Source organism: Rhodococcus opacus B4, from assembly GCF_000010805.1.
Lineage (GTDB): Bacteria > Actinomycetota > Actinomycetes > Mycobacteriales > Mycobacteriaceae > Rhodococcus_F > Rhodococcus_F opacus_C.
Genome location: NC_012522.1, coordinates 3,026,173 through 3,045,436, shown reverse-complemented (window position 1 = coordinate 3,045,436; position 19,264 = coordinate 3,026,173). Strand labels below are relative to the sequence as shown.

Annotated in this window: 16 protein-coding genes; 11 read left to right on the top strand and 5 right to left on the bottom strand. The window is 65.1% G+C overall.

Annotated features, from left to right (window positions below; all coding sequences use genetic code 11):
• Nucleotides 1-59: 59 nt before the first annotated feature.
• Complete coding sequence (locus ROP_RS14015) at nt 60-1,247, bottom strand: CaiB/BaiF CoA transferase family protein (RefSeq protein ID WP_012690028.1); 1,188 nt, start codon at nt 1,245-1,247, stop codon at nt 60-62.
• Between the two features lie 246 nt (nt 1,248-1,493).
• On the opposite strand from ROP_RS14015, the gene ROP_RS14010 reads away from it, so the two are divergent.
• The 4 genes from ROP_RS14010 to ROP_RS13995 all read left to right on the top strand — a co-directional run bounded on the left by ROP_RS14010 (nt 1,494) and on the right by ROP_RS13995 (nt 6,547).
• On the top strand, nt 1,494-2,198 hold the full coding sequence (locus ROP_RS14010; RefSeq protein WP_012690027.1) for a GntR family transcriptional regulator: 705 nt from the start codon (nt 1,494-1,496) through the stop codon (nt 2,196-2,198).
• A 726-nt stretch (nt 2,199-2,924) separates the two neighbouring features.
• Nucleotides 2,925-3,395, top strand: a complete 471-nt coding sequence (locus tag ROP_RS14005; RefSeq protein WP_012690026.1) for a MaoC family dehydratase — start codon at nt 2,925-2,927, stop codon at nt 3,393-3,395.
• A 31-nt stretch (nt 3,396-3,426) separates the two neighbouring features.
• The gene (locus ROP_RS14000; RefSeq protein ID WP_012690025.1) at nt 3,427-5,370 is read left to right on the top strand and encodes an AMP-binding protein; all 1,944 of its coding nucleotides are present in this window, start codon (nt 3,427-3,429) and stop codon (nt 5,368-5,370) included.
• 13 nt (nt 5,371-5,383) lie between these two features.
• Nucleotides 5,384-6,547 (top strand): acyl-CoA dehydrogenase family protein, encoded by a 1,164-nt coding sequence (locus tag ROP_RS13995; protein WP_012690024.1) that lies wholly within the window; start codon nt 5,384-5,386, stop codon nt 6,545-6,547.
• Between the two features lie 178 nt (nt 6,548-6,725).
• Here ROP_RS13995 and ROP_RS13990 read toward each other — a convergent pair whose 3' ends face one another.
• A complete protein-coding gene (locus ROP_RS13990; protein WP_012690023.1) occupies nt 6,726-7,418 on the bottom strand; it encodes a GntR family transcriptional regulator in 693 nt (230 codons plus the stop codon).
• Between the two features lie 386 nt (nt 7,419-7,804).
• Here ROP_RS13990 and ROP_RS13985 point away from each other — a divergent pair, with 386 nt between their 5' ends.
• From ROP_RS13985 to ROP_RS13965, 5 genes are all read left to right on the top strand, one after another.
• Nucleotides 7,805-8,968, top strand: a complete 1,164-nt coding sequence (locus ROP_RS13985; RefSeq protein ID WP_012690022.1) for a CaiB/BaiF CoA transferase family protein — start codon at nt 7,805-7,807, stop codon at nt 8,966-8,968.
• The gene (locus ROP_RS13980) at nt 8,965-9,756 is read left to right on the top strand and encodes an enoyl-CoA hydratase/isomerase family protein (protein WP_012690021.1); all 792 of its coding nucleotides are present in this window, start codon (nt 8,965-8,967) and stop codon (nt 9,754-9,756) included. Before ROP_RS13985 ends, ROP_RS13980 begins: the two co-directional genes overlap by 4 nt.
• Complete coding sequence (locus ROP_RS13975) at nt 9,753-10,928, top strand: CaiB/BaiF CoA transferase family protein (protein WP_012690020.1); 1,176 nt, start codon at nt 9,753-9,755, stop codon at nt 10,926-10,928. The genes ROP_RS13980 and ROP_RS13975 overlap by 4 nt, the downstream gene beginning before the upstream one ends.
• Nucleotides 10,929-10,974: 46 nt before the next feature.
• Entirely contained in the window at nt 10,975-11,871 is an 897-nt protein-coding gene (locus ROP_RS13970) for an HpcH/HpaI aldolase/citrate lyase family protein (RefSeq protein ID WP_043824734.1), read from the top strand.
• A gap of 384 nt (nt 11,872-12,255) precedes the next feature.
• The gene (locus ROP_RS13965) at nt 12,256-13,644 is read left to right on the top strand and encodes an MFS transporter (RefSeq protein ID WP_012690018.1); all 1,389 of its coding nucleotides are present in this window, start codon (nt 12,256-12,258) and stop codon (nt 13,642-13,644) included.
• A 346-nt stretch (nt 13,645-13,990) separates the two neighbouring features.
• Here the strand turns inward: ROP_RS13965 and ROP_RS45070 are convergent, their stop codons facing one another.
• From ROP_RS45070 to ROP_RS13955, 3 genes are read right to left on the bottom strand one after another with little or no spacing between them, the layout of a single operon-like run.
• A complete protein-coding gene (locus ROP_RS45070) occupies nt 13,991-14,605 on the bottom strand; it encodes an MFS transporter (RefSeq protein ID WP_331457974.1) in 615 nt (204 codons plus the stop codon).
• On the bottom strand, nt 14,512-15,465 hold the full coding sequence (locus ROP_RS45065) for an MFS transporter (RefSeq protein ID WP_012690016.1): 954 nt from the start codon (nt 15,463-15,465) through the stop codon (nt 14,512-14,514). Before ROP_RS45065 ends, ROP_RS45070 begins: the two co-directional genes overlap by 94 nt.
• Nucleotides 15,462-16,706 (bottom strand): acetyl-CoA hydrolase/transferase family protein, encoded by a 1,245-nt coding sequence (locus tag ROP_RS13955; RefSeq protein WP_012690015.1) that lies wholly within the window; start codon nt 16,704-16,706, stop codon nt 15,462-15,464. The genes ROP_RS45065 and ROP_RS13955 overlap by 4 nt, the downstream gene beginning before the upstream one ends.
• Nucleotides 16,707-16,863: 157 nt before the next feature.
• Between ROP_RS13955 and ROP_RS13950 the strand changes: the two genes are divergently transcribed.
• Nucleotides 16,864-17,655: an SDR family NAD(P)-dependent oxidoreductase gene (locus ROP_RS13950; protein ID WP_012690014.1), complete on the top strand. Its 792-nt coding sequence runs from the start codon at nt 16,864-16,866 to the stop codon at nt 17,653-17,655.
• Between the two features lie 172 nt (nt 17,656-17,827).
• Nucleotides 17,828-19,042 (top strand): low temperature requirement protein A, encoded by a 1,215-nt coding sequence (locus tag ROP_RS13945; protein WP_012690013.1) that lies wholly within the window; start codon nt 17,828-17,830, stop codon nt 19,040-19,042.
• The last annotated feature ends 222 nt before the right edge of the window (nt 19,043-19,264 follow it).

Genomic DNA, 19,264 nt, shown 5'->3' with positions numbered 1-19,264 from the left:
TGGAGATGGGGGTCTGCAGCATCGTCGGTGGCGGCCTTTCCAGAGTCTTGGGCCGTGGGTCATCGCGGACGGGCCGAGGGCGCGTACAGCACACCGTCGCGAAGCAACTTGTCGATCGTCGGTCCGTCATACACCTCAGCGGCGACCGCACGCGTGTGTTCACCCACGCGAGGTGTGCAGCCGGTGCGGCTCGGGCGTGCACCGTCAAATCGCCATGGAGCGCGGAGCAGCGCCGGTCCCTCATCCTGCAGTTCGAGAAGTTCCAGGAAGTCGGTTTGCGGGTGCGTGGCGAAGTCGGACATGCCGAGTACGGGCGCATATGGGACATCGGCATCGGTGAGGATCTTTTCCCACTGGTCCGCGTTCCGCGTAAGGAACGCTCCCTGCACCACGTCAACCAGTTCCGCATAGTGCTGGACCCGATCTGGGTACCGCAAGAAACGTGGGTCATCGCGTAGGTCCGGTCGTTCTATGGCGTCGGTGAGGGAGCGCCAGAACTTTTGCGAGGACGACAGATGGATGGCGATTACACCGTCCGATGCGGTATGAAGGCAGAAATTCTGGGCCTGGGGATGGCGCGATTGCCGGTAAGGATCGGCGCCGTCGTCGTCGTACATCTGAGTGAGGGCGTCGACGGTCAGTGCACTCACTGCCTCGAGCATCGAAGTTTCGATTCGCGGCGCCGACCCGGTCTCCGCCCGGGTGACGAGCGCGGCGAGGATGCCGGTTGCGCCGACGAATCCGGTGATCAGATCGGCGATACAGGTACCCGAGAGTTGGGGTTCACCGGCGTCGCCCATGACGGTGTACATCCCTCCGAGGGCTTGCCCGATCGTATCGTAGGCGGCACGATCTCCCAGAGGGCCACCGTTGCCGAATCCCGTGACGGAGGTGTAGACGAGGTCGGGGTTGGCCTCACGACATGGGTCAGGGCCCAAACCGAGCGCAGCGAGTTTGCCGGGCCGGATGTTTTCGATCAGAACATCGAACTTCGGCAGGAGGGCCCGAACCAGTTCCACGCCCTCAGTCCGCTTGATGTCTACCGCGATACTCTTCTTCCCGGCGTTGTACTGGACGAAGTAGGGGCTGCGATGATCGAGGTCGCGCCGGAAGTCGTCACCTCCCTGCGGCTTCTCGACCTTCACGACCTCGGCACCCAATGCACACAGGATCGAAGTGCTGTACGGGGCGGAGATATAGCCACCGATCTCGAGGATTCGGATGTGTTGCAAAGGTTTCGGACTCATCGAGTACCTCGTTCTGGGAAGGATGCGCCATCCTGGGGGCCGCTGCATCGGCACGCCGTGAAAAGGAAGTTCAGATCATATATTACGCATCATAGTGCTTCTTGGCTAGGTCTACGAGTAGGTGTCCCGGCTTCGGGCAAAACTCGGAGTGCTTCGTTGCCCGGAAGAGGCCGCGTCGATATCGCATATCATGCGGGAAGTGGAGTAGTGTGCGGATGAACGAAGCGACCTGGTTGGGAGTTCAAGATGACGGTGGACGCACGGACGCATGGTGCGCGCAACGCCAATCGGCAGCAGGGTCTGCCCGAGCAGGTGGCCAGCTACGTGCGTGAACGTATTTTCTCGGGCGAGGTCAAGCCCGGTGAGTTTCTGCGCATGGAGCCAATTTGCGAAGCGGTCGGCGTCAGCAACACCCCCGTCCGGGAGGGTATGCAGCTGTTGCGGAGCGAGGGCTTTGTGCAGATGGTGCCTCGGCGTGGGTTCATCGTCGCGTCGTTCACCCGGCGAGACATTCGCGACCTGTTTTGGGCCCAGGCCCAGCTTGCCGGTGAGCTCGCGGCGCGGGCGGCCTCGAACATCAGCCCAGAGCAGTTGGCAAGGCTCGATCAGATCATGGCGGAGAACAAGGAGGCCGTCGCGGCCGGTGACAACCAGCGGATCACCGATCTGGGTCATGAATTTCATCGTCAGATCAACCTTGCCGCAGATTCGCACCGACTGGCGCTGTTGCTGGGGTCGGTGGTCAAGCACCTACCAAACCGTTTCTACGCCACGATCGAGCAGCAGGTCGACGCCACGGTGAATGAGCATCCGCAGCTGGTGGAAGCCTTACGGACCAGGAACACCCGCGCGGCCAGGTCGATGATGAAGAAACACATCGCCACCACTGCTGATCATCTGATCGCGAAGCTCGAGGAACAAGGCATGTGGAGCGCCGAAACCGCTAAGTAGCGGCGGAACATCGGGGGCGGGAACGCTTCGCCGATGGCGAACGCGAGGTGCAGCGAACGGCACGAGCCCCTTCCTGGGGGCGACGGCGACGAATACGCCGAGCACGGACGGAACGACATCGGTGACCGTCAAGGAAACGCCGGCTGGTGCCAGGGTGCAGCTGGCTATCGAGTGCGTCGGCCTGGTCGACAGCGCTGAATCTGTGCAATGCACGCAGTGCTCAAAGCCGGTGTCGGCGTGACTTGGCGCTTCTTTTCTCTGCTTCGTCGCCATGTCTGAGCGAGGGCGACAGTTTGCTCGCGATGACCGCTGTCCAGCGCCGTAAGTCGTCGCATCGCTGTAATTTGAGTCATAATGACCGGGCTGGTCAGGCTCACGATATTTCGGGGCTCACGCGGGCAGGCTCCTCGCCGACGCGGTGCGCGGCAATCCAGTTTCCATTCTTCGTATTTAGCAGTCCTTCGGTGGACGAGGGCTGAATGCAGCAAGTGCCTGGTCTGGGGTCGGAAAGTGTTACCCGATCGGATCACGTCCTGCGTATCTGCGGCTCGCGTCATCGGATGGCTGAAGCCGACCATCATCCGCTGAACCGGTAGGCGTCTACCCGCGTCCTGGGGCCACTGAATATTGCAGCCAACCATCATTGACACGCATCATATATTGTGTAACATGCGATATCAGTGAACTTGCACTGGCGGTCATACCGCCGAATCGAAAGGACTTCCCATGCCCGGTCTGTACTTTGAAGAACTCGAGCCGGGTGCTGTCATCGACCACCCGACCCGCCGAACCGTGACCGAGACGGACAACATCCTGTTCAGCACGATGACCTTGAACCTGGCACCGCTGCATCTGGACGCGGAATACAGCAAGGACTCGATCTACGGGCAACGTCTGGTCAACAGCCTGTTCATCCTCGGATTGGTCTCGGGCATCTCGGTGCCCGAGACCACCCAGGGCACCACCTTGGGCAACCTCGGCTACGAGGAAGTCAAGTTCCCCAAGCCGGTGTTCCACGGCGACACCATCCGTGTCCGCACCGAGATCCTTGAGAAGCGGGAATCGAAGAGCCGCAACGACTCCGGCGTGGTCCAGTTCCGGCACTACGGCATCAACCAACGCGACGAGATTGTGTGTGAGTGCCGCCGCGCCGGGTTGATGCTCAAGCGCACCGCGACCGAATCGGTCAACGCCTAACCGGTTGCAGGCGTTTCGAGAAGGAGCGGGTATGACCAAGAGTCAGCAGGATGACACCGCACGGTACGCGTGGGTGCCGAACCAGTCGGTAGTCGAGCGCAGCCGGTTGCTGGCGGCGATGGGGCGCTGGGGTCACGAGAGCGTCGAGGAGTTGAACCGGTCGGCGGTTGCCGACCCGGAGCGCTTCTGGCGCGCCGTCGTCGACGATCTGGAGATCACCTTCGACGCACCGTTCGAGAAGGTCCGTGACGAATCCGACGGCAAACCCTTCCCGCGGTGGTTCACCGGTGGGCACCTCAACATCGCGAACCTGTGCGCACACCGGCACGCTGTCGGCCAACTCGTGGACAAGACGGCGGTGGTCTACGAGGGGGATAACGGGCAACGGCGCACGTTGACCTACGCCGAACTCGATCGTGAGGTGCGACGGTTCGCGGCGAACCTGACCCAGCTCGGCGTCACGCGCGGGGATCGGGTGGTGCTGTTCATCCCCGCGGTCCCCGAGGCTGTGGTCGCGTTCCTGGCGATCGCGATGATCGGAGCCATCTCGGTGCCGACCTTCACCGGATACGCACCGGACGCGCTGGCCACCCGGCTGCAGGACTCCGAGGCGGTCATGCTGATCACCGCGGACGGCACAACCCGCCGCGGCAAACACGTACCGATGAAAGACACCGCCGATCAGGCGCTGGAGTCGGCGCCGTCGGTGCGCACCGTGGTCGTCCTCCGCCACATCGGCACGGATGTGGCGATGGCCGCAGGCCGCGATGTCTACTTCGACGACCTGGACCCGGATCCGGCCCCGGTGGAGACGGCGGCGACCGAGGCGAACGACCCGCTCACCATCGTCTACACGTCCGGGACGACGGGTCGCCCGAAGGGGATTGTGCACTCGCACGCGGGTTTCGGGGTGAAGGCCGCGGTGGACTTCGCCTACGGGTTCGATGTCCACGCCGACGACGTCGTTTCCTGGATCACCGACCTCGGCTGGCTGGTCGGCCCGCTGCTGATGACCGGGCCTTTGCAACTCGGCGCCACCATCGTCATGATCGAGGGCCTGCCCACCTACCCGACCGCAGACCGGATGTGGGAGATCGTCGAACGCAACGGTGTCACCGTTCAGGGTATCGCCCCGACGGCGGCCCGCGCGTTGATGGCGGGCGGGGGCGGGGCGGTGCGTGAGATGCCCACGCTGCGCTCGTTCGTTTCCACCGGCGAGGCGTGGGACGAGCCCACGTGGTGGTGGCTGTTCCAGCAGGTCGGGCGGTCTCGCCGGCCGATCATCAATTACAGCGGTGGCACCGAGGTCGGCGGCGGCATCGTCATCGGGTACCCGTTCCTGCCCACGGCCGCTGCCGCGTTCAACGGGGCGCTGCCGGGTGTCGATGCTGTCGTGCTCGGGGAGGACGGTGCGCCGATCGTCGGCGAGGTGGGGGAGCTCGCCGTGCGGAACACGTTCCCGGGCATGACCCATGGATTCTGGCAGGACCGTGACCGGTACCTCGAAACGTATTGGAAGCGGTGGGACGAGGTGTGGGTGCATGGTGACCTCGCCAGCGTCGACGCGGCCGGGGTGTGGCGGATCCACGGGCGGTCCGATGACACGATCAAACTGTCGGGTCGTCGGGTGGGTCCGGCGGAGATCGAGGCGGCGCTGCTGCGGGATCCGCGGATCGGAGAGGTCGCGGTCATCGGGGTACCCGACGAGCTGCGTGGTCAGCGTGCCGTCGCGTTCGCCGTGGTACGCGACAACGACGGCGTCGATCCCGACGATCTGCAGGCCACAGCGCTGCGGAACGCCGGCAAGTCCTTCGCGCCGACCGTCCACACGGTGGCGACGCTGCCGAAGACGAAGAACGGCAAGATCATGCGCCGCGCCATCCGGTCGCGGTTCCTCGGGGAACCGGTCGGGGACACGTCGTCACTCGACCCGGCCACCCCACTCGAAGACATCCCCGTATTCACGGGTTCATAGAAAGGGACAACCGATGAGTGAGACCGATGAGAGCAACGTCGAAGTCGTTCGCGAGGCGACCCGCGCGCTGGCCCGCAAGTTCGACAACAACTATTGGCTCGACAAGGACAACAAGCACGAGTACCCGTGGGAATTCGTGAAGGCCTTCGCCGCCGGAGGCTGGCTGGGCGCGATGATCCCGGAAGAGTACGGCGGCATCGGCCTGGGCCTCAAGGAGGCCGCCGTGATGATGGGCGAGATTTCCGCGTCGGGCGCCGGCATGAGCGGCGGGTCGGCGGTCCACTTCTACGTCTTTCCGCCGGCGCCGATCGTGCGCTACGGCTCGGAGGAGATGAAGCGTGAGTACCTGCCGAAGCTCGCCAGTGGCGAGATGCTCATGGCGTTCGGTGTCACCGAACCCACTGCCGGCGTCGATACCTCCCGCATCAAGACCAAGGCCACCAAGATCAACGGCGGCTGGGTGATCAACGGCCAGAAGGTATTCATCACCAACGCCAAGAACGCGCAGCGCATCCTTCTGCTCGCACGCACCTCGCCGCGACGCGACGACAAGCCGCTGCACGGCATGACCCTGTTCTTCGCCAACATGGACCCCGAACGGATCACGATCCGCGAGATCGACAAGCTCGGCCGCGCCGCGATCGACACCAACGAGCTGTTCATCGACAACCTCGAGGTCGCCGACCACGAGGTGGTCGGCGAGGTCGACAAGGGCTTCTACTATTTGCTCGACGGCTTGAATCCGGAGCGCATCTGCGTCGCGATGGAGGGCATCGGCCTGGGCCGCGCCGCCCTCGACCTGGCGACGAACTACGCCAACGAGCGCATCGTTTTCGACCGCCCGATCGGCAAGAACCAGGCCGTCGCACATCCCCTGGCCGATTCGTGGATCAGGCTCGAGGCCGCCGAAGGCATGGCCATGAAGGCGGCTGACCTGTTCGACGCCAAACAACCCTGCGGCGCCGAGGCGGCCGCGGCCAAGTACCTCGGTGCGGAGGCCGGCTTCGATGCCTGCGACCGGGCCTTCTCCACCTTCGGCGGCTACGCGTACGCGAAGGAGTACCACATCGAGCGCCTGTGGCGTGAGGTGCGGCTGCTGCGCAACGCCCCGTTCTCGCAGGAGATGGTCCGCAACTACGTCTCTCAGCAGGTGCTGGGGCTTCCCCGCTCGTACTGATATCCGACTCCCGAGGTCCTGCTGATCCGACAGGGGACCGCGGGCCCGGCCGCCGGCCGCGGCGAACGAAACCGCGGCCGGCGCCCTCCACGAGTACCACAGGAGGTGAGCGGACACTCCGCGGCACTCGGGTGCTGGTGCTGAATGGATCCGTGCTGTAAGTAGCGATGCCGGTGACTCAGCCCACGTTCGCCTCGGAGTCGGTCTCCCAAAGCCCGCGCTGGTCGAGTTCCTCGATCAGGTGGTCCGCACCGTCCAAGATGTGCGATTCCATGAGAGTCTTGGCCTTCTTGCCGCTGTGCTTCCGTAAGGCCTCGAGCAGGAGCGGGTGTTCCTTTTGCGTTGTGCCGAGGTGGCCCTCGATGGTGGCGTAGAAGCGGTTCGGAAGGTTCGCGACAATCGAGCCGAGAAGGCGGGCGAGGCGCGGAGAGTCCGCGGCCAGGTTGATCTTGCGGTGGAATGCGTGGCCCAATGAAGCGATACGTTCCGTGTCGCCCTGAGTGATCGCGTCCTGGTGGGCTTCGAGGATTGCCTCGAGCTCGGCGATCTGCTGGGGGGTGATGTTCTTCGCGGCCCGTGTGGCCAGTTCACCGGCCAGCTGGGCCTGTGCCCAAAAGAGGTCCTGTACGTCTTGCTTGGTGAACGGGGCAACTACAAACCCGCGTCGTGGGACCATCTCGACGAATCCCTCACTGCGCAGCGCGAGGAGCCCCTCGCGGACGGGCGTAGTGCTGACCCCGACGGCTTCGGCAATGCGCTCGATGCGGAGGAAATCGCCCGCCCGCACCTCTCCGGAGATGATCATCTCGCGAACGTGCGAGGCCACTTCTTCGGGAAGTTGCTGTCGTCTTGACCTGTCATTCAGAGGCATCGTCGGTCGCACCTTTCGGGTTCTGAAACTCGACATAATATACCATCGCTCATTTCGAGGTTCGGCACCCCATCGGCAAACTGGAGCGGTCACGGCTGTGAGTTCTCCGGGATAGCTCACGCATGTCATCGGTCGGCGCGATTGGTGGTCGACGCCTTCTTGTCGACGTGATCGCTTCTGTTGCAGCCCTTCCGGTATGTCGGAACACGCCGTCCACGGTATGCGGCGCGAAACCAAGACTGTCTTCACGCCGCACAATATATTGTGTAATATGCGTAACGAGACGTTCAATTGCCGGGAACCCCGCTGGTCCTCGGCCGATGCGCCGCAGCATCGTGTCAGCGATGCGATTGGCGGTATTTCCCCTCAAGCGAAAGAGTTGCGATATGAGCGGACCACTCGGCGGCGTCCGAGTTCTGGTGTTGTCCGGCATGGGCCCAGTGCCCTATGTGTCGATGTTGTTGGCCGACATGGGTGCACAGGTGGTGCGCGTGGTACGGCCTACTCATCGGGCGGCGCGGGCGCTTGCCCAGACCGATGGGCTGCGCGACGAGTACGACGTAGCCAACCGCGGCGTCGAGACGACAGCTCTGGACCTGAAGGACCCGCGCGGCGTGGAGGCGGCCCTGCGGTTGGCCGCGGCCGCCGATGTCTTCATCGAAGGCTACCGCCCAGGCGTGGCCGAGAGGCTGGGTCTGGCGCCCGAGGTGGTGCTCGGCCACAATCCGGCGATCGTCTACGCGCGGTTGACCGGCTATGGGCAGTCCGGCCCACGTGCTCAGGAAGCGGGGCACGACATCAACTATGTCGCCCAATCAGGTGCCTTGCACGCGTTGGCGCGGAGTGGGGAACGCCCTCGTCCCCCGATCAACCTGCTCGGCGACTACGCGGGTGGCGGAGCCATCGGGGCGTTCGGGATCGTCTGCGCGCTACTGGAGGCGACGAAGTCCGGGCACGGGCAGGTCGTCGACGTCGCCATGGTCGATGGTGTTGCTCTGCTGACCGCGAAGCTGCAGGGACTGCGGGCGGCGGGACTTTTCTCCGATGAGCCGGGCACGAACTGGATCGACTCCGGAGCACCGTTCTACGACACCTACCGGTGCGCGGACGGCCGCTACCTCGCGGTCGGTGCGCTCGAACCCGACTTCTACCGGGAGTTTCTCGCCGGCCTCGGTGTCGGGACCACCGACTGGCCCGACCAGAACGACCGCACGCGGTGGCCACACTTGCGGGAGTTCATCGCCACGGCCATCGCCGGGCGAACGCGGGACGAGTGGGAGTCCATCTATGCCGGCACCGACGCCTGCGTGAGCCCGGTGCTGACCTTCGACGAGGCCGCCGTCGACCCGCACAACGCCGAACGCGGCCTATACCAGCGAGTCGGTGGGGTACTGCAGCCAGCGCCGGCGCCCCGATTAGCCCGTACGCCCGCCCGCCGACCATCGGTGCCGCGAACCGAACAGGTCGCGGCTGTAGACCTGCTCGATTCCTGGGCTGCTCCTGACCTCCAGCCGAACAATCTCCTCGAGGAAGCAGGGGTACAGCAGTGAAGACGTATGACGAGTTCCCGACGTTGGCGATCGATCGTCCGTCGGATAGGTTGTTGCGGATCGTGCTCGATGGGCCGGATCTGCATGCGGTCGGTGCGGACATGCACCGCGAGCTGGCGGACGTATGGGCGGCGATCGCCCGGGACGAGTCGGTGCGTGCGGTGCTGATACGCGGTGCCGGCGACCGCGCGTTCTCCGCGGGCGGCAGCTTCGACCTCATCGACGCGATGGTCAAGGACTGGGACACCCGCACCCGGGTCATGAACGAGGCCCGCGATCTGGTCCGCAACATCATCGAATGCCCGGCCCCGATCGTCTCCGCGATCAACGGCCCCGCCGTCGGGGCCGGACTGGTCGCCGCCCTGCTGGCAGACGTGTCGGTGGCCGGACGGCGCGCGAAAATCGTCGACGGGCACGTCCGGATCGGGGTGGCCGCCGGCGATCACGCCGCCATCTGCTGGCCGCTGTTGTGCGGGATGGCCAAGGCCAAGTATCACCTGCTCACCAACGAGGTCCTCACCGGCGAGGAGGCCGAACGGATCGGGATGGTCTCCGTCTGCGTGGACGACGACGCCGTGCAGGACCGCGCCCTGCAGATCGCCGAGAACCTCGCACGCGGATCCCGCAGCGCGTTGCGGTTCACCAAGCACGCCCTGAACAACTGGTACCGGCAGGCGATGCCGCTCTTCGACGCCTCCCTCGGCCTCGAGTTCTATGGCTTCGGCGGCCCGGACGTGACCGAAGGTATTGCCTCGCACCGCGACAAACGTGAGCCGAGGTTCACATGAGCGGGCCCCTGGACGGGATCACCGTCCTGGGCCTCGAACAGGCCATCGCCGCACCGCTGTGCACCCGGCACCTGGCCGATCTGGGTGCCCGGGTCATCAAGATCGAGCAACCCGGGGTCGGGGACTCGACCCGGCACTACGACCAGGCGGTGCGCGGGTTGGCAGCCCATTTCGTGTGGCTCAACCACGGCAAAGAGTCGGCGGCGCTGGACCTGACGGCGCCCGCCGACCACGACGTGCTGCACGAGTTGCTCGAACGGGCCGACGTGATCGTCAGCAACCTCGCCCCCGGTGCGCTCGGCCGGCTCGGTCTCGGGGTGGACGCACTGGCCCGGCGGTACCCACGATTGATCATCGTCGACATTTCTGGGTACGGGCGCGGCGGACCACTGGACCACAAACGAGCCTACGACCTGCTCATCCAGGCCGAGGCCGGGTCCTGCACCATCACCGGCCAACCCGGGCAACCGGCCAAACCGGGGATTCCGATCGCCGACATCGGCACCGCACTGTATGCGTACTCGGCCATCCTGGCCGCACTGTACGACCGGGAGCGGACCGGGCGCGGCGCGGTCATCCCGATCGCGATGCTCGACGTGGTCGCCGAGATGATGGGTTTCGCCCTCAACCAGGTGATCCACGGCGGCACCGAACCCGAGCCGGTCGGCATGGGCTCGCCGATGGTCGCCCCCTACGGGGCCTACCCGACCGCCGACGGGCGGACCGCGGTGCTCGGCACCACCAGCGACCGGGAATGGCGGCGCCTGGCAGCCGACCTTCTGGGCCGCCCGGATCTGGCCGAGGATCCGCGGTACGCCCGCAACGACGACCGGGTCCGGGAGCGCACCGCACTCGACGCGATCGTCGCCGCCTGGTGCGCGCAGCGCACCCTGGCCGAGATCCAGCAGGCCGCCGATGCGGCCGGGATCGGCAACGCCCGACTCAACGGGGTCCGCGGCCTCGCCGAGCACCCGCAACTGTCTGTCCGCGGCCGGTGGCGCAACGTCGACACCCCGGCCGGCCCGGTCCCTGCCCTGGTGCCGCCCGCCCTCGCACAGGGGTGGATGGTGTCAGCCGGCCGGGTCCCGGCGTTGGGCGCCGACACTGACGCCATCCGGACGGAGTTCGCGGCTACTGCACCGAACGCCGCGGACATCGGTGTGCGGCCGTAATCGCAAGGTTTGACACCAGATTTCACACACGTTGGGAGAAGACACCATGAGACCGCTTCGTTCGTTGTTGTTCGTGCCCGGGCATCGGGAGGGGTGGGCCGAGAAGGCCATCGCCGCCGGTGCCGACGGCCTGATCCTCGACCTCGAGGACTCTGTACCCGAGCACCTGAAGGACCAGGGACGCGCCACGGCCGCTCGGACCATCGCGCAACTACGGGACACCGGGGCGGATGTCGGACTGTACGTGCGGCTGAACGCACTGGACACCGGGATCACCGGCGACGACATCGCCGCCGTCGCCGTCCCCGGACTCGACGGCTTCGTCCTGCCGAAAACCTACGGACCCGAAGACATCGTCCGGTTCGACGCCCTCGTCACCCATTTCGAACGGGCCAACGGCGTCGACGCCGGCAAACTCGAATTCATCTGCTGCCTCGAAACTGCGGAGGCGTATGCGAACTGCGAAAAGATCGCCGTCGCCTCGCCTCGGGTGGCGACCCTGTTCGCCGGGACCGCCCGCGACGCGGACGTCTCCAGATCGATCGGGTTCCAGTTCACCCCGTCCGGCGAGGAGACCCTGTATATGCGCAGCCGGGCCCTGCTCGCCGCCCGCGCGAACGGTCTCGAATTCCCGTTGGTCGGGGTGTGGCAGGACCTCACCGACCACGACGGGGCGCGGAACTTCTCCGAACGCAACCGCGAACTCGGCTTCCGCGGCCAGGTATTGATCCACCCCTCGCACATCGCCCTCGCCAACGAGGTGTTCAGCCCGTCCGACGCCGAGATCGCGTTCTACTCGGGCATGATCGAGGCCTTCGAGGACGCCGAAGCCCAAGGACTCGCCGCCGTCCGCTACGAAGACATGCACGTCGACTACGCCCACATCAAAACCGCCCGCGAGATCCTCGCATACGCATACAGCCTGAGCCGAGTGACCGACTGACCCGACGTGATATCCGAGCCGGGTGGTGCTGATATCCGGCTCGGCCTTGCCAGCCAGATTCGACGAATCTCGATCTTGGAGCAATCGCGGCCGTTATCCGATACTTCTGCTTTCGAGGGCCTCCGCATGCTGCGGGGGCCCTGGAAGTCGTCGCCAGGTGCGTCAGGCCGGGAGCTCCGCGGCATCGGAGGCTGAGACTCTCTCTATTTCCATTCCGGAAGGTCGGTATTGCGCCGATTCACCGCTTTGGCTGAATACTGCAAAAGCGATGCAGGTCAATCTGTTTCGATCCCATTGCAGGTGTGGTCGACGAAAGCGAAGAGAAGCTCATCTACGTTGACATCGCATCATATATAACGCATAGTGCTGTGAGTCACACGTTGCATGGAAGAGAAGAGGCTCGACGTGACCCAGTCACCAACACCACCCACCGCTGCCGGTACTCCGCCAGGTCGGAAGCCGAAGTCCGTCGGCCCCGCCGTGGTGGTCGGCACCGCTCTCGAATTTTTCGACTTCTACCTCTACGCATCGATGGCCGCATTGGTGTTCGGCCCGATCTTCTTCCCGTCGGAGAGTTCAGCGGTGAGCACGCTCGCCGCATTCTCCACGTTCGCGGTGGGATTCCTGGTTCGCCCCCTGGGCGGCATCGTATTCGGAATCCTCGGCGACAAGATCGGGCGGAAGGCGGTGCTGACGTTCACCCTCCTGCTCATGGGCGTCGCGACCGGCCTCATTGGGCTGATCCCGTCTTACGAGACGATCGGAATCGCTGCACCGGTCCTGCTGATCGTGTTCCGCCTCCTGCAGGGATTCGGTGCAGGTGCTGAGTTCGGTAGTGCAGTCGCCATGTCCTACGAGCACGCCGACAGCAAGTCGCGCGGTCGGCAGGGCGCATGGCCGGCGCTGGGGGTCAACATCGGTCTGTTGGCTTCCTCCCTGGCGGTGACGGCCGTGACGAGCCTCAGCGACGAGGCTCTGCACAGTTGGGGGTGGCGAGTACCGTTCCTGTTCAGCTTCATCCTGGTCGGCCTGGGCTACTGGATGCGCCGAAACCTGCCCGAAACCCCCGAATTCGAACTGCTTGCAGCCGACGCCCAGACGCGGAAGAAGGTACAACCATTCCGCAATCTGCTCAAGAATCATTGGCGCGGACTGACCGTCGTCGCGGTTTCCACGATCGGGCTCAACAGCATCAGCTACATCTTCAAGACATTCTCGCTGTCGTATCTCGCCGAGTTCCGCGATGTCGCCGCCAATGTCGGAGCGTTCGGCATCAGCCTGGCCAGCGCCGTCGCGATCGTCATCGTCCCGTTGGCGGGACGGTTCTGTGACGCCGCCGGTGCCCGCCGGGTCATGCTAATCGGCGCCGGTGGCATCGCCGTCCTCGCGTTCCCGTTCTTCTGGCTCCTCGACACCGATCGCCCGATCTACATCTGGGCCGCGCTGATCTTGACTGTCGGCATCGTCCAACCCACACTGCTGGCAGCGTCCGGTGCCTTTCTTGCCCAGCAGTTCCCGGCGGATGTCCGCACGTCCGGTCTAGGCGCCGGGCGAGAAGTCAGCGGCGCCTTCGCCGGCGGCCTCGCTCCGCTTGCGGCACTGACAATGGTCACCCTCTCGCCTACCCACTCCACGTGGGGAGTTTCCATCATCTTCGTCGCGGGCGCCGTCTTCATTGCCGGCTCTGCTCTCGGCGACCAGTACCGCAATGTCGCGACCCACGGCGACCGCATCGACGATCCACAGCAACGACAGCACGCAACCACCCCGTAGTAAGCAAACCGAGCGCAACGCCCCCACTGCCCGCTGCGGACCCGACCGGGTTCGCAGCGGGCACGAAGCCGCGCACGAAGGTGTCGAGCACGGTGTATGAATCTCGTCCGGCCGGGACAGCGGCGATCGCAATCGAACAGGTGTCAGCGTCGTAGACGGCCACGTGGCACCCGGCATTCGGTTCTCGAGTGGTGGGAGCTTGCTTGGTGCGAGGTCGGGCTGTCGCAAGTGAATCACGGGTGATTGTCCGCGATTCGGCTTACACCGTCCGATCCGTGGTTTCGCCGTCGGCACCGAGCTGCATCCTCGACATCGGACCTCGGGCGGCCCAGGCGCTACGAACGATCTATGTGGCTGGCATTTGTCGCCCGGTGCGCTCGTATATGCCGTCGGCGGCCTGGTGCGGTCGAGTGGTGAGCTGCACCTGCCGCGGCAGTATCGATACGGTGACGATCAACCCTGATGCGGCGAGTGCGATGCATACGAACACCGGGTGTAGGGCGGCGTCCAGCTGGGCCGGTGATTGCGGGTTACCGCCGTGTGCTGCGACGAGGGCGCCGCACCCGGCTGCGCCGACAGCTCCGCCGATCGAGCGGGCGAAAGTGGTGCAGGACGTGACAACTCCACGTTCGTGCCGTTCGACGCTTGCCTGCGCGGCGATGATGGTGGGGCTGGTGATGAATCCGAGTCCGGCGCCGATGACGAAGCACGCTGCGGCGATCTGCCATTCGGCCGTGCCCTCACCGAACAAAACCGTCAAACCGGCGCCGACGATGGTGATCGCCGTTCCCGCCAACGCTGTGCGGCGGAATCCGATTCGCAGGTAGAGCCGCCCGGACTGACTCGAGGCCAGCGGCCACGCCAACGTCAGCGGGGTGAGGAGGAAGCCGCCGGTGAGGGCGGTCGTTGCGAGGACACTCTGTGAAAACAGCGGGATGTAGGAAGTGAGCCCTGTGACCACCGCACCGATGATCGCCGAGGTGAGAACCGTGCCCAGAAGGTCCGCCGGCCGAGAATCCAGGGCGGCATGATCGGGTTGCGTACCCGCCACTCGACGACCCCGAACAGCAGAAGACAGACCGCTCCGATCATGACGATCGCGATCCACGTCGTAGACCCCCACGCCCAGCTCCGGCCGCCCTCCAGGATTCCCAGCACCAGAAGCCCGGCGCCGAGGGACAGCAGCGCTGCACCCAGCACGTCGGGTCGCCTGTACCTCTTCCGTGGTTCCGTATCCTCCTCGTGGAAGTTCCGGATGAGCAGCAGCGCCGCCACCGCGCAGATCGGAGCGTTGACGAAGAAGATCCCACGCCAGAAGCCGTACTCTGCGAACAATCCCCCGACGGCTGGACCCAGGACGGATGCGGCAGCCCACACACTGGCGATGTATCCCTGCGCTCGTGGCCGCTCGCGCAAGGTGTAGATGTCGCCGGCGACCGTCAGGACCGTGGGCTGGACGGCCCCCGCACCGAGGCCCTGGAGGGCACGGAACGCGATCAGCCCGGTCATGGACTGGGCGAACCCGCACAGCATCGAACCGAGGAAGAAGACACCGATCCCGAGCAGCATGACAGGCTTGCGGCCCACGGTGTCGGACAGTTTGCCGAAGAGCGGTGTCGTGACGGCGTGGGACAGCAGGTACGCGGAGAACAACAAGGGAAACTGCTCGAAACCTCCGAGGTCCTCGACTATCGCGGAGACCGCGGTCGCGATGACCGTCGTGTCCAAGGCGACGAGAGCATTGCCGAGCATCAACGCGGTAAGGACTCGCCGCCGCCGTGACCGCTCTTGCGTCTGTGGTTCGTTTCGTGTCGGGGTCACCGCTCGGTACGGTGTCCGCCGGTCAGTTCGGTACGCAGCTGGTCGCGGTGCGCCGGTGCTGCGACGGCGACCAGTCGCGCCGCGCGCTGGGCTGCCGTGGTCGCGCGCAGGTCCGCGACCCCGTACTCCGTGGCGATGATGTCGACGTCGCTTTGCAGTGACGTCGTCGGCCCAGTGAGCTGCGCGACGATGGAGCTCTTGTCGCCGGCCGGATTGGTGGCCGGTAGCGCGATGACCGACAGGCCGGATTTCGCCATCCGGGTGGCGCGAAACGAGTCGACCTGCCCGCCGACTGCACCGACGTAGAGATCACCGAGTGATTCCGCGTTCACCTGTCCGAGCAGATCGACCTGCAGAGCGGAGTTGACGACGACGAACGGGTCGCAGGATGCGAGTGTGGCCGGTGCCAGAAGTTCGTCCAGGTGCACGAAGTCGATACCGGTGTTGCTGTCGACGAAGTCATACAGTCGCCGGCTCCCGAGTGCCATACCGGTGGTGCACGACCCGGCCACGCTGATGTCGACGGCACCGGAGTCCACGAGATCGAAAATCCAGTCGCCGATCAGGTTGGACCGGATCCGCAATCCTGATCGTTCGCGAATCACCTTGGTGATCTCGGCGGGTATAGCACCGACGCCCAGCTGCAGACTGGCACCGTCGGGAATCAGGGTTGCCACATTTGCCGCGATGGTCCGGTCGACCTCGGTGGCCGGTCGGGTCGGGGAACCGGGGAGCGGGATGTCGGACGTGACGGTCGCGGTGATCTGGGACTGGTGGATGCGTCGGGAACTGTTGGTTCGGGGCATGTTCGGGTTGATCTCGGCGAGAACCACGCGTGCCGAGTCGAGTGCGTCGACGAGATAGCCCACAGTCCCTCCCAGGCTGTGGAAGCCTTCCGCGTCCGCGGGCGGCAACTGGAGGAGGACCACGTCGACCGGAAGGGTGCCGTTGCGAATGAACCGGACCAGACTCGAGAGATGGCACGGCAGGATCTGGAGTTGGCCGGTGGCCGCCAGCTTCCGCAGGGACCCGTGCGCGGCGTAGGACATCACGGTGGGGTGCCCGTCAGGCACGCTGTGCCAGATGTCGTCGAGAGCGTATCCGCACAGCGCCGTGAGGTCGTCGATGTCGCGGGCGGCGTCGAGGAAGCGTGCGACGAGGGTGCGCGGCTCGGCAGTGGCCTCGCCGATGGCGACGAGATCACCGGGACGGAGGAACTCGGAGATTGGAAAGTCGGGCATGAGTGGGGTTGTCCTTGTCTGGCTAGTTGCTCACGATAGGCCGGAATCGACGGCGCATGAAGTAGCGCGGAAAATCGCCGCAGACTACGCATCATATATCATCCATGTTACGGTATTGAGGTTCGCAATCCACGACGAGAGTGCTGGAGGTAGTGAGATGGGTGCCGGTTCGGAGACCGACTTGGATGGAAAGGTTGCACTGATCACCGGAGCCACCAGTGGCGTGGGGCTCGAGACCGCCGTGCGGCTGGCCAGGCGCGGTGCGACGGTAGTGGTGAACGGTCGGTCAGCTGAGCGTGGCAAGGACGCGATGGATCGCCTGCGTGAGGTCTCGGATCAGGTGCGGTTCGAGGCGGGTGACTGTGCTGACTACGACAGCATCGCCGAGGTAGCCGGTCGAGTGGTGCGTGACTTCGGGGCCATCGACATCGTGGTCAGCGCCGGCGCACAGGGGGAGTTCGGACCCACGCCCTTCGCGGAGATGACGGGCGAACAGCTCCAGCGCGCCTTCGTATCGCGCTTCTTCCCCCGGATCTACCCCGTGCACGCTGCGGTGCCAGGCCTGCGCGTCCGTGGTGGCGCCGTGGTCATGTTGACGACAGATGCGGCCCGAACGCCGACCTCCGGTGAATCCATCATGGGGGCCGCGGGCGCTGGGGTGATCCTGCTGACGAAAACGCTCGCGAAGGAACTTTCGCGTTGGCAGATTCGGGTCAACGGCGTTGCCATGACGATTACCTCGGGTACGCCGTCTTGGGACCGGATCTTCGCCACCGAGAGCTTCCAGCAGAAGCTTTTCGACAAGGCATTGAAGCGATTCCCGGCAGGCCGGCCGCCGGCGGTCGAGGAAGTGGCCGACGCAGTCACATTCCTCGCTTCCGACGCGGCTGGCCAGATCACGGGACAGACACTCTCGGTGAATGGGGGACTGTCCTTCGGAGGTTGGTGAACCCGGGATTTTCTATTGGGACGGACTCTCCTCCGACGGGATGCACTGCCGGGGCAGGTCCGGTGAGAGGGGGCGTGCGGACCACACTGTGACAATGACCTTTCGACGACCGTCGTTGTGGTTGACCGGGTCAGCGGACACCACGCAGGGAAGATGATCCATAAGACCTGACATGTGGGAACCGGAGTCGCGGGAGGATGTAGATGATGAGCACATCGGGCCACTACCTCTGAAGCGTGATCCACGCGATCCGCGTGTCAGTCCCCTCGAGCTGTTCTTCGACCTCGTCTACGTTTTCGGGATCGGGCAGCTGGTGCACCATCTGGTCGAACATCTCACCTGGACGGGACTGGCGCAGACGCTGGTGCTGTACGCCGCGGTGTTCCTCGCGTGGTCCTACACCTCGTGGGCCGGCTCACTGACCGACCCCGACAGGTCACAGGTTCGCATGATGCTGTTGGTGATCATGGTGCTCGGATTGTTCATGAACGTCGCGGCGCCGGAGGCATTCGGCGAGGCGGGGTGGTTGTTCGTCGCGACGTACCTCACGATCCAGATCGGACGAACGCTCTGGCTGCTGACCACCGGGCTCGACGACGTCATGCGCCGGCACTTCCAGCGTGCCCTCGTGTGGCTCGTGACAACCGCACCCCTGTGGATCACGGGCGCGGTAGTCGACGGTCCCGCGCGACTGATTCTGTGGGGTATCGCGACGGTGATCGACCTCCTCGGCCTCTTGGCTGCGCACCCCCTACCGGGTAAGCGATTCCACTCCGAACGTGTCGACTTCGCGGCCGAACATCAATTCGAGCGAGCCCGGCTCTTCTTCATCATTGCGCTGGGGGAAACGGTGCTGACGACCGGATCTGCCGTTGCCAGTGCACCCCTGGGACCGATGACGCTTTTTACTGGTGCAGTCGCAGTGATCGGCACCATTGCCGTGTGGTGGGTGTACTTCCGTCGTTCCGAACCCCGCGCGGTGAGTCAGGCCATTGTCGGCCGGGACCCGGTGCGGACCAGCCGCTATGCCATCAATACTCTCTTGGTGATGGTCGCCGGACTACTTGCGATCGCGGTCGGGGATGAATTGGTGATCGCGCATCCGATTGGTCACACCGATGCCGTGACCAATGCGTTTCTCTTCGGCGGCCCGTTCCTCTTCTTCGCCGCGCAGACCTGGTACATGCGGGCGGTGATGCGCGAGGTGCCGATATCGCGGCCGATAGCACTGGTCACGTTGGTCGTGCTGGCAGTGGCAACACTGCCGACCCCGCCCTACCTGGCGGGATGCGCCGCCCTGGCCGTGGTGCTCGGTGTGGCGATCGCCGACGGACGACGCGCGACGGCCGAGGAAGCGCACGCCGCTTCCCTCGGCATCGGGGAATGACCGGGGGGGGGGGTGGAGATCTCCGGCCCGCTCGGTCCTCCCTGCGCCATGAGGTTTTCCGAAGGCGCGGGCATGACGGTCGATCCGCGATCAGGCGTTCCACGTGATCCTGACGCCCCATCTGTACTGGGCGCTCCGTTTTCCATAAATTCTGCTAACTCGGGCGTCGGTCCGGGTGCCAAACGCTCAGCCGCGCGGGCCTGGCAGGGCGCCTGCTGCCCA

What these genes read in the sequence shown, in the direction of transcription:
- ROP_RS14000 (WP_012690025.1), top strand. Translation starts at nt 3,427, where the DNA reads ATGACCAAGAGTCAGCAGGATGACACCGCACGGTACGCGTGGGTGCCG.
- ROP_RS13950 (WP_012690014.1), top strand. Translation starts at nt 16,864, where the DNA reads ATGGGTGCCGGTTCGGAGACCGACTTGGATGGAAAGGTTGCACTGATC.
- ROP_RS13990 (WP_012690023.1), bottom strand. Translation starts at nt 7,418, where the DNA reads ATGCCTCTGAATGACAGGTCAAGACGACAGCAACTTCCCGAAGAAGTG.
- ROP_RS13970 (WP_043824734.1), top strand. Translation starts at nt 10,975, where the DNA reads ATGAGACCGCTTCGTTCGTTGTTGTTCGTGCCCGGGCATCGGGAGGGG.
- ROP_RS13945 (WP_012690013.1), top strand. Translation starts at nt 17,828, where the DNA reads ATGTGGGAACCGGAGTCGCGGGAGGATGTAGATGATGAGCACATCGGG.
- ROP_RS13995 (WP_012690024.1), top strand. Translation starts at nt 5,384, where the DNA reads ATGAGTGAGACCGATGAGAGCAACGTCGAAGTCGTTCGCGAGGCGACC.
- ROP_RS14005 (WP_012690026.1), top strand. Translation starts at nt 2,925, where the DNA reads ATGCCCGGTCTGTACTTTGAAGAACTCGAGCCGGGTGCTGTCATCGAC.
- ROP_RS14015 (WP_012690028.1), bottom strand. Translation starts at nt 1,247, where the DNA reads ATGAGTCCGAAACCTTTGCAACACATCCGAATCCTCGAGATCGGTGGC.
- ROP_RS13965 (WP_012690018.1), top strand. Translation starts at nt 12,256, where the DNA reads ATGGAAGAGAAGAGGCTCGACGTGACCCAGTCACCAACACCACCCACC.
- ROP_RS13985 (WP_012690022.1), top strand. Translation starts at nt 7,805, where the DNA reads ATGAGCGGACCACTCGGCGGCGTCCGAGTTCTGGTGTTGTCCGGCATG.
- ROP_RS14010 (WP_012690027.1), top strand. Translation starts at nt 1,494, where the DNA reads ATGACGGTGGACGCACGGACGCATGGTGCGCGCAACGCCAATCGGCAG.
- ROP_RS13975 (WP_012690020.1), top strand. Translation starts at nt 9,753, where the DNA reads ATGAGCGGGCCCCTGGACGGGATCACCGTCCTGGGCCTCGAACAGGCC.
- ROP_RS13955 (WP_012690015.1), bottom strand. Translation starts at nt 16,706, where the DNA reads ATGCCCGACTTTCCAATCTCCGAGTTCCTCCGTCCCGGTGATCTCGTC.